Source organism: Desulfosarcina sp., assembly GCF_041551955.1.
Lineage (GTDB): Bacteria > Desulfobacterota > Desulfobacteria > Desulfobacterales > Desulfosarcinaceae > Desulfosarcina.
Genome location: NZ_JBFELV010000180.1, coordinates 1 through 9380, shown reverse-complemented (window position 1 = coordinate 9380; position 9380 = coordinate 1). Strand labels below are relative to the sequence as shown.

General features: G+C 55.0%; 7 protein-coding genes and 1 pseudogene. 3 read left to right on the top strand and 5 right to left on the bottom strand.

The features are described 5' to 3' along the window. Positions 1-74: 74 nt before the first annotated feature. The 3 genes from ABYV26_RS14210 to ABYV26_RS14200 form a co-directional block, all read right to left on the bottom strand. Positions 75-779, bottom strand: a complete 705-nt coding sequence (locus tag ABYV26_RS14210; RefSeq protein ID WP_372682013.1) for a DUF3047 domain-containing protein — start codon at positions 777-779, stop codon at positions 75-77. Further along, positions 776-2443 (bottom strand): glucose-6-phosphate isomerase, encoded by a 1668-nt coding sequence (gene pgi, locus ABYV26_RS14205; RefSeq protein ID WP_372682012.1) that lies wholly within the window; start codon positions 2441-2443, stop codon positions 776-778. Before pgi ends, ABYV26_RS14210 begins: the two co-directional genes overlap by 4 nt. A gap of 286 nt (positions 2444-2729) precedes the next feature. Beyond that, positions 2730-3374 (bottom strand): DUF599 domain-containing protein, encoded by a 645-nt coding sequence (locus tag ABYV26_RS14200; protein ID WP_372682011.1) that lies wholly within the window; start codon positions 3372-3374, stop codon positions 2730-2732. A 442-nt stretch (positions 3375-3816) separates the two neighbouring features. Here ABYV26_RS14200 and ABYV26_RS14195 point away from each other — a divergent pair, with 442 nt between their 5' ends. The 3 genes from ABYV26_RS14195 (at position 3817) to ABYV26_RS14185 (ending at position 8380) form a co-directional block, all read left to right on the top strand. Next, entirely contained in the window at positions 3817-4314 is a 498-nt protein-coding gene (locus ABYV26_RS14195; RefSeq protein ID WP_372682010.1) for a universal stress protein, read from the top strand. A gap of 163 nt (positions 4315-4477) precedes the next feature. Beyond that, the gene (locus ABYV26_RS14190; RefSeq protein WP_372682009.1) at positions 4478-7069 is read left to right on the top strand and encodes a mechanosensitive ion channel domain-containing protein; all 2592 of its coding nucleotides are present in this window, start codon (positions 4478-4480) and stop codon (positions 7067-7069) included. Positions 7070-7081: 12 nt separating this feature from the next. Continuing rightward, positions 7082-8380 (top strand): mechanosensitive ion channel family protein, encoded by a 1299-nt coding sequence (locus ABYV26_RS14185; protein ID WP_372682008.1) that lies wholly within the window; start codon positions 7082-7084, stop codon positions 8378-8380. 22 nt (positions 8381-8402) lie between these two features. Here ABYV26_RS14185 and ABYV26_RS14180 read toward each other — a convergent pair. Together ABYV26_RS14180 and ABYV26_RS14175 are read right to left on the bottom strand one after the other, a co-directional pair. After that, positions 8403-8732, bottom strand: a pseudogene (locus ABYV26_RS14180) (peroxiredoxin family protein); the annotation flags it as partial. Between the two features lie 201 nt (positions 8733-8933). Further along, a partial coding sequence (locus ABYV26_RS14175; RefSeq protein WP_372682007.1) for a mechanosensitive ion channel domain-containing protein occupies positions 8934-9380 on the bottom strand: 447 nt, incomplete at its 5' end.

The following is a 9380-nucleotide window of genomic DNA, read 5'->3' as shown; positions in this document are numbered from 1 at the left end:
TGCTTGCGGCAATGCCGCCGGGCAGTTTGCGTGGGTTGATTTGGCTTTTTCTTTCGGCGACACCCGCTGAATGATCATTCGCTCGAGAAAAAAATATCCCCATACCAGGCCGTGGTTTCCTGCTTGCTGTTATCCGTGTCGGTCATGATGGCGACCGCGTCGATGAAGGTGATGTCGTCTTTAAAGCAGGCCTTGAAGTCGGCTCGCACATCACGCCGTTCGGTTGCCCAGCCGGCGCCCTTGCCGGACTGCAGCGCCATGACTTGGGCGTTTCCGGTAAAGGCATTTTCCCAAGTGCTGCCGGCGGGCTGTCGGCTGGACCAGACATAAATCAGCGTTCTGGTGCGCCAGAAGGCGACGCCGCCGGAGACGATGACATAGACCCGGGCTGGATAATCGTCACCGGCTTTGGTCCGTTCGTCGATTCCGCTCAGGACATCGTCGACCCGCCAGGACCAGTTGAGATACGGTAATTTTTTTAGATCGACCCTTATTTTCCGTACGAGCCCCGAAGCGGTTCCCTGGCTGTCGGCTTCCACTACCTGCCGGCCGTCCTGCGCTACCAATCGATAGCTGGTTGTCCCCTGGAATGATTGAGCCGTCCAGCCATCTAAATCGCCGCCGCTGAAATTGCCGACTGTCAGGTTCATGGCGACCGCGAGGGTGGCCGCCGAGCAGAAGCCGGCAAGCAGAGCCATCGAAAAAGCCTTCTTCAGGGTGCTTGCGCTTTTTTCATCACCCTGGCGCCGGTTATCCTGGGTGAAAGGGTGAGAACTCATCGACGCCCGTCCTTGAGTCGCCGGTAGCGTCGGATGAGCGCGTTGGTCGAGCTGTCATGCGTGAGCTCCGGCTCGTCCGCACTTTCAAGCTCGGGGCTCGTCCGCTGGGCCAGCACCTTGCCCAGCTCGACGCCCCATTGGTCGAATGAATCGATGCCCCAGACGACCCCCTGGGTGAAAACGCTGTGCTCGTAGAGCGCAACCAACAAACCCAGCGTCTTCGGTGTCAGGCGTTCGGCCAGGATGGTGTTGGTCGGGCGATTGCCTTCGAAGACACGGTGCGGCGCGAGCCATTCCGGTATACCTTCTGCGATGACCTCGTCCGCCGTCTTGCCGAAAGCCAGCGCCTCGGTCTGGGCGAACAGGTTAGACATCAGCAGATCGTGATGGTTGGCGATGGGATTCAGGCTCTGACAGAAGCCGATGAAGTCGCAGGGGATCAACCGGGTACCTTGATGGATCAGCTGATAGAACGAGTGCTGACCATTGGTGCCGGGCTCGCCCCAGCAAATGGGTGCGGTCTGATAGGTTACGCGCGTGCCGTTTAAGGTGACCTGTTTGCCGTTGCTCTCCATGGTCAGCTGCTGCAGGTAGGCGGGGTATCGGTTGAGATACTGGTCGTAAGGCAGCACGGCTACCGTCTCGGCGTTTAGGAAGTTGGTGTTCCACACCGTCAGCATGCCCATGAGCACGGGCAGGTTCTGGGCGAACGGCGCGCTGCGGAAGTGCTGGTCCATGGCGTGAAATCCGGCCAGCATCGCCTGGAAGTTCTCCGGGCCGATGGCAATCATGGTCGACAGGCCGATGGCCGCGTCCATGGAGTAGCGTCCGCCGACCCAATCCCAGAAACCGAACATGTTGGCGGTATCGATGCCGAATCGGGACACGCCGTCGGCGTTGGTCGACACGGCGACAAAGTGCCTGGCCACGGCCCGCTCGTCGCCGAGTCGGCGCAGGCTCCAGGCGCGGGCGCTGTGAGCGTTGGTCAGCGTCTCGAGGGTCGTGAAGGTCTTTGAACAGACGATGAACAGGGTCTCCGCCGGGTCGAGATCACGGGTGGCTTCGGCAAAGTCGGTGCCGTCCACATTGGAGATAAAGCGGAATGTCAGGTCGCGCTGGCTGTAATGGCGCAGCGCCTCGTAAGCCATCACCGGGCCTAAGTCGGAGCCGCCGATGCCGATGTTAACGATATTGCGGATCCGCTTGCCGGTGTATCCTTGCCACTCACCGCTGCGCACCCGGCGCGAGAAAGCAGCCATCTGGTTGAGCACCGCGTGCACCTCGGGTACGACATCGACGCCATCGACCACAATCTTCTCGGTCTTGGGTGCGCGAAGAGCCGTGTGAAGCACGGCCCGTTTCTCCGTTTCGTTGATCGGCTCGCCGCGGAACATCGCATCGATGCGCTCGCGCAGATCGCACTCCTCGGCTAATCTGATCAAGAGCCGCATGGTTTCGTCGGTGACCCGATTTTTGGAGTAGTCCAGGTAAATGGCCCCGACTTCAGCGGCCAGGCGTTCGCCGCGGCCCGGATCGTCGGCGAAGAGCTGCCGCAGATGCAGATCACCGATCGTGGCGTGATGGGTCTTAAGGGCCTTCCAGGCCGGGCTTTGGCTCAGGGATCGGTCCGGTGCGCCCCCTCTTTTCAACGGATTGCTTTGCATGTTTTTTCTCCCGATTCCCAGCCTCGCCATGTTGCAGCAAGGCTGTTGAGATAACGTTTCTATTTACCACGTTGGGGTCTATTCGACCCTGCCAACTTTCATGAACCGCGATAGCGAGCGCATTCCCCGCCGCTTGCGGCGGGGTTTGCGAGCGAACTGGAAATCAATTTTCATCCTTACGGTGAACCCTCCCCGCGGCTTGCCGCGGGGAGGGTTCAATGGAAAAATATGGACGAGCAGCCAAAGAAAAGCCATGACGATGAGATGCTGAATATTAAAAAAAGAGTTACGCCTCACGATCCAGGCGATATAAAACGGCAACCAACACCACACTGCCCGCCAACATCCAGATCGGACCGAACAGCCACAAGGCGAGCGGCACCGACAAGTAGAACCCGCGCATACCGATGGTGTAATGCAGTGCGCCATGATTGAGCACCTCGGTAACGGCTTTCTCGGAGACGGTGACATCGTTCTGCTGAAACGTGTTGATCATGAACCCGACGTGATTGTAGTAGCGGATACACAGCGAAAAATTAAAAAACGTGACAAAGAATAAAATGCCCAGCAGCATCAGTTTGAACATCCACAAGGTTTCGGTTTTTGTTCCCAGCAGATTGAGCGTATGGGAGACTTCCATGAAGACGCCCGGTCGAAAAGCGGCGCTGAACGACCCCAGACTGATAAGCATCGCCGTGGATGCCAAAAACGTGGCGGCCATCACCTGATTGCGCAGGGTCTGCACTGCCAGGATGTCGCGCTTGCCCCTGATGATCCTTTCGACCCACATGTGTCGCGCGTGATTGGTAACGCCGATGGCCGTCGTCAAGGGGGCCTTATGGACTTTTACGTAAAGATGCAGGTGGTAGACGAGAAACAAGGCGGCGGTGGAAATCACCAGAAAGGTTTCGTAGAGCGAGATATTGGACATATGATGCTTTCTGGTCGTAATTTGCTTGATTCCAGGGGTGAACGTTCGACGTTTGATTCGCCCTCATCCTGCAGCAGTGTTCAAGGGTGAGCATCATTCTGAAGAAAAATGAGCTGATATTCACCGTGAATGATGTTCCATGAGAACGCTGCTAATATGGGCGCCTAACGAAGGCAATTTTTCAGATAAAATGATTGCCACCAGCCTATCTCATCCGAATATTTTTGTGCAATAACAAAAAAGTGGGCTTTATGGATAGTCACGGCATTCTTGGTTGTGCTTGCCATTGTCCTGATTGCATGGTTTAAAAAAAATCAAATGGCTCTGAACGCGATCATGAAGCCACTCCGATTGAAGAGAACATGTGGGCAGGTCTCCGGCAGATCTGTCAAAAAGGTTAGTTTGCCGAGAACCATCAGACGTTCAGATACGAGGAGGCATCGTGAAAAAAATTAAAAAAATCCTGGCTGCGTGCGACCTCTCCGCCTACACCGGCGACGTTTTGGATACGGCCATCGGCCTTGCCGACAGCCTCGACGCCGGTCTGTTGGTGATCAATGTAATCAACCAGCGGGACATGGACAGCATGCAAAAAGCCCTCGAAAAGATTGCTTTTGGCTATGAGAACGTTCCCATCTCACTGGCCCAGCACCGGGCGGACATGGAGAGCGAACGCCTGCAGTCCCTGCGTGAAGCCATAGCGCGCGCCGGGGGTGCGGATCGGGAATGCGACTATCTGATCAAGATCGGCGATCCTTTTCAGGTGATTGTCGAGGTCATCGACCAAGAGCAGGCCGATCTGGTGGTTATCGGAACCAAGGGTCGGTCGAATCTCAGCGACGTACTGCAAGGATCCATTGCGGAACGGTTGTTCCGGCGATGCCCGGTTCCGCTGCTCAGTGTCAGAATCAGCGGCCGGGGTGGGCATTCAACGGATTGATATTCGAGTCCATGATGGGGTCTCGACCGGAAACATCGGGATGATTGTTGATGCTCGAGACCCGCAGGTCTGTACCTCCTGCAGCGTGGTCCGCATGGTGGATTTCGCGGACAAGGGGCATCGGTTCCCTGACTGGGAATGACAACGAAAGGATATCCTGGATTTGAAAACTGCAATGAAGCTTTTTGTCATGGCGACCAGCGGCCGGTGGGGACTTATTCTTACCATTCTTTTGCTGCTGAACGCATCACCGTCCTTTGCCCGGGACGATGCCTCGGTGCAGCACCAAACACCGCCCCAATATACCGACCTGAAGCAAACCGTTCAGGCGACCCTCCAGGCCGAAAAGAGAAACCTCTCGAGTGTCGAAAAAAGTATACAAGACCACGAAGCACGATCTCGCGACCTGAATGACGAACTCGAGCTCCAAGAAATTCAACTCTCGACCACCGGCAACCTGCTGCTGACACCCGGGACCCGCATCGACGACCTTGAGAAAGCCTGGCTTGGCATTCGAAGCACCGTTGAAAGGTTGAATGGTAGACAAGCCGAGTTGAAAGAGCGACTGGATGCCGTGCAGGAACTTGCACAACAGCTGACTGAGCAGAAAGCCATTGCCGATCAGCAGCTCGAGGTCATGAAAACGGATAAAGGCCATACCCCGGAGGCCCAGGCGCTAATCGGCGACTTGAACGCCCTGATTCGCAGCCAGGCGCAGCGGGTTGAGATCCTGGGAGAACTGCAAACCGACTATGCCGACCTGATCACCAGGGTTGGTGATGTCCGGCAGGGATATGTCGGCCTGGCTGAAAAATTCAGCCTGGGGATAAAGGAAAAAAAGCGTGCAGACCTCTTCCAGAGGACCGTCAACCCGATCATCGGCCTCGGATGGAAAAACATCGGGGGGGAACTGAAGCAATTGGGGGAACAGATTCGTAAATTCAGCTCCCTGGAGTATTGGCTTGCCCTGGGAACCGATCTGCTGGCCAGCCGGGGGCTGCTGCCGGTTACCTCGGTACTGCTTTACCTGCTGACCCTGGTTTTGATCATGCGCCTCCGGCGCTTCTGCCGGCAACTCAAAGACAAGCCCTTCGGTGCTGAATATCCCTGGCGCCGGATGGCCATCCGGCTGTTGACCCGCTCCATGCCGCAGCTGGGTACCGCGCTGTTCTTCTACATCTTTTTTCAAGCGCGCGGGCTTTTTACCACCGTTCCGGGCATTCAGGAAACATTTTTCCTGCTCGTCGTATGGCTCTTCACCAAGTGGGGCCTGAATTTTATCACCTTGCAAGCGCAGCAGGAGCACCAACTACTGCCGACTGCATGGACTTCCCGCCTGAAACGGCTGCTGCGCCTGATCCGCTATTTCGCGGCGATCTATCTGGTGCTTGCGTGGATGTTGGGGCCCGGGGGCGTTTTGCTGATGGCGGCCCGCATCACTTTCGAGGCAGCCCTGGTTGCCTGGATCTTTCGTTTTCGCCCCACATTCAGGGCGCATCCCATGTCGGTGGTGCCCCCGGAGATCTGGCAGAAGCTGCTGCGCCCAACACTCTCGGTGCTGGGCCACACCATTTTCATCACCGGCCCGGTTCTCGAACTGGCCGGCTACGGCGCGCTGTCACTGTATTGGTTCACCTCATGGGGGGCAACGATAGCGGCACTTTTCTGGGGGCTGCTCTTCTTTCTGATCCTTCGGGAGGGCGGCCAGCGTTTCTACAAGGGACCCCACAGCCCCTCGGCCGCACCATACCGGTCGGCAGAGCCTATCCGCTGGGCCGTGTTTCAACTCTGCTGGCTGTTGTGGGGCATTCTGCTGGTCATCACCGTGGTCCTGGCCTGGAGCGGGACCCAGACGGTTTTCACGGGACTGGCCAAAGTCTTGCGATTCCCCGTCAGTGTCGGAGATTCCAGCTTCACCTTGATGGGCCTTATCTCAGCCGCCCTGATCCTGTTTATTACCCATCTGCTGATTCGATTATGGCGCCACGTGCTTTCCACCCGCATACTGGCGCGAAGCGGCCTGGAGTCCGGTCTGCAGCATTCGATGACCAGCATCACCGTCTATCTCCTGTGGGGTGCTGGGGTGCTGGTGGCCCTGCATGCCTTTGGGTTGAGCTCCACCTCCCTGACGGTGGCCTTCGGCGCATTGGGTATCGGGCTGGGGTTTGGTCTGCAGAACATCTTCAACAATTTTATCAGCGGCATCATCCTGCTCTTCGAACGGCCCATCCAGGTGGGCGACGCGGTGGAGATCAACGGCATCTGGGCGGAGGTCAAGAAAATCAGGTTTCGATCCACCGTGGTACAGACATTCGACAACGCTTCGCTGATCATTCCCAACTCGGAGTTCATCAGCAGTCAGGTGACTAACTGGAGTTTCCGAGACTTGACCCTTCGGATAAAAGTTTCCGTAGGCGTGGCCTATGGCTCCGACATCGAATTGGTTCGCAGTAGTCTGCTGGAGATCGCCGGCAGAACCGATAAAGTACTCGCCAATCCCCGGCCTGATGTGCTTTTCTCCGATTTTGGCGACAGCGCCCTGATCTTCGTATTGCGCGTGTGGACCGATGTAGACAACATGCTCAAAGTCGCCACCGCCATCCGCTTCGAGATCGATCGGGTGTTCCGGGAGCGAAACCTTGAAATCGCCTTTCCCCAGCGTGACATTCACATTCGTTCCAGCGTCACGGCGCAAGCCGCGAATGAATTCACCGTCGAGGTTGAACCACCGACAATTACGGAAGTTGGAAAATAGGATACTCAATTAATGGATAAATATACTGATCCGGCATTTATTCTGTCCCACCTATCAGCACTCTGGCAATGGCTTACCCAAAAAGCACTGACCATCGATACACTGGTTGAGATGGCGGTCATTGCAATAGGACTGCTCATCGCTCCTTTAGTCGCTCGCCCGCTGATAAAAAGACTAAAACGGCTTTTGGACCATCATGACTGGCGAGATCGACTGCCGGGGAAAATGATCAGCGCGTTTTTGCCCCTGATTACCTATTTAATCGCCATTCTTGTGCTTCGTATCGGGAGCGTGGGAATCACTAAATACGGAATATCGGCTTTTTTGATCGACACGGCCACTCGGCTTTTAACTGCTTGGATCATTATTCGTTTTACCACCGCGATGCTGCGCGACTCCAATTGGGCTCGACTGTTATCGATTACCGCCTGGACCGTCGCAGCGCTTCACATCCTCAATCTGCTCGGTCCGACGATCGAACTGCTCGACCAATTGGCGATCACCCTTGGCGGTATCAACGTTTCTTTGCTTCTGCTCATAAAAGGGGTCATTGTTTTTACGGTGCTGTTGAAATTGGCATCGAGTGTTTCCGTTCTCATGGAAAAGAGGATCTTGAGTCTGGAGGAACTCACCCCATCGGTGCAGGTGCTTTTGTCCAAAGCGCTGAAAGTCACCCTGCTAACGGTAGCCGTGGTTGTCGCTTTAGGTAGTCTCGGCATCAACATTTCGGCCTTTGCCTTCATCGGCGGCGCTATCGGTGTGGGTATCGGCTTTGGCCTGCAAAAAGTGGTTTCTAATCTGATCAGCGGTGTCATTTTGCTGCTGGACAAATCGATAAAACCTGGCGACGTGGTCGGGGTCGGAAATAGTTATGGCAAAATTCAGTCTCTTGGGGCCCGTTATGTGTCGGTGGTCACTCGTGACGGGTACGAGTATTTGATACCTAATGAGGATCTGATTACCCAACAGGTGATTAACTGGTCCTTCAGCGACCGTCTGGTAAGATTAAAAATCGGCGTTGGGGTTTCCTACGATACAGACCTTCACAAAGCCATGGATTTAATCGTGCAATCCGCCCGAGGGATCGATCGCGTGTTGGACAAACCCGGCCCCGTGTGCCAACTGAAAAACTTCGGTGACAGTGCGGTGGATCTGGAACTACGCATTTGGATCGGGGATCCGGATAATGGGGTTGCAAATGTCAGCAGCGCCGTTCGCATTGCCATTTGGGATGCCTTCAAAGAACATGGTATCGAAATCCCTTTTCCTCAGCGGGACGTTCACATCAAATCTCAGTCGAACCCAAACTGAGCGTTTAATTTTTTCAGATACCTTATTGGGTTGGTGGGCTTTGCTTTATCAGATTCATTATCTCTTTGTTCGAAGGGATATCCGCCATCGAATGACCGTAATGCACATACCGGAGCATACCGGACGTATCAATTAGCATCTGTGCAGGCAGTCTGCCCAGCTTGAACAAACTGGCCTCTTGTCCATATAATTTTAGGACCCGATGTCCCGGGTCGGGCAGCCCGATGAACGGCAACTCCTCTTTTTTCCAGTATTTTTTAAATGACTCGGCATTCTCCGGCCCGACAACCATGATTTCTGTATTCAATTTTACAAAGCGTTTATGGTCTTGACGCAACTGCGCCATGTGCCTTTGGCAGAATGGTCAGAAAAATCCGCGATTAAAAACCACGAGCACATGTTTTCGGTCGGTGAAATCTGAAAGCGATACGTTGTTTCCGTTAAAATCGAGCAAGGAAAACTCAGGTGCCGGTGTATTCACTTCGACTTTGGCCATAATTGACTCCTCACTTTGAATGTTGTCGATAGGCAAAGAGGATAACATCCTGCGGGTCTATTCGACCTTGTAGGTTATCGTAATCATCCAGGCAGCAAAATCCGGATAGGGTTTCTTGAGTATTTGGACCACCCTTTCTTCGAATGTCTCCTCGATGATTTTCATTTGGCCTGGCCACAGCTTGAATTTGATGCGCAGATACCGCCATTGGCCAGCTTTGGCATCCTTGATACCGAATGTCTCCGGCGCATCCAGGATGATGGACCGGTGCTGGTGATACATGCCCTTGGCAATGGCCTGAACCGCCTGGGATATCTCATCTTCATCGACTTCTCCCGGCAGTTGGATGTCTACGTAGGCACGGATACAGCCGCCGCGAAACTGGCTGATTACAGAAATATTTCTGTTGGGGATTAAAATCCGCTGGCCGTGCAAGTTGATCAGCGTGGTGAATCGGAGGCCGATGTTGTCGACCCTGCCGATTTCATCGCCCAGTTTGACCAC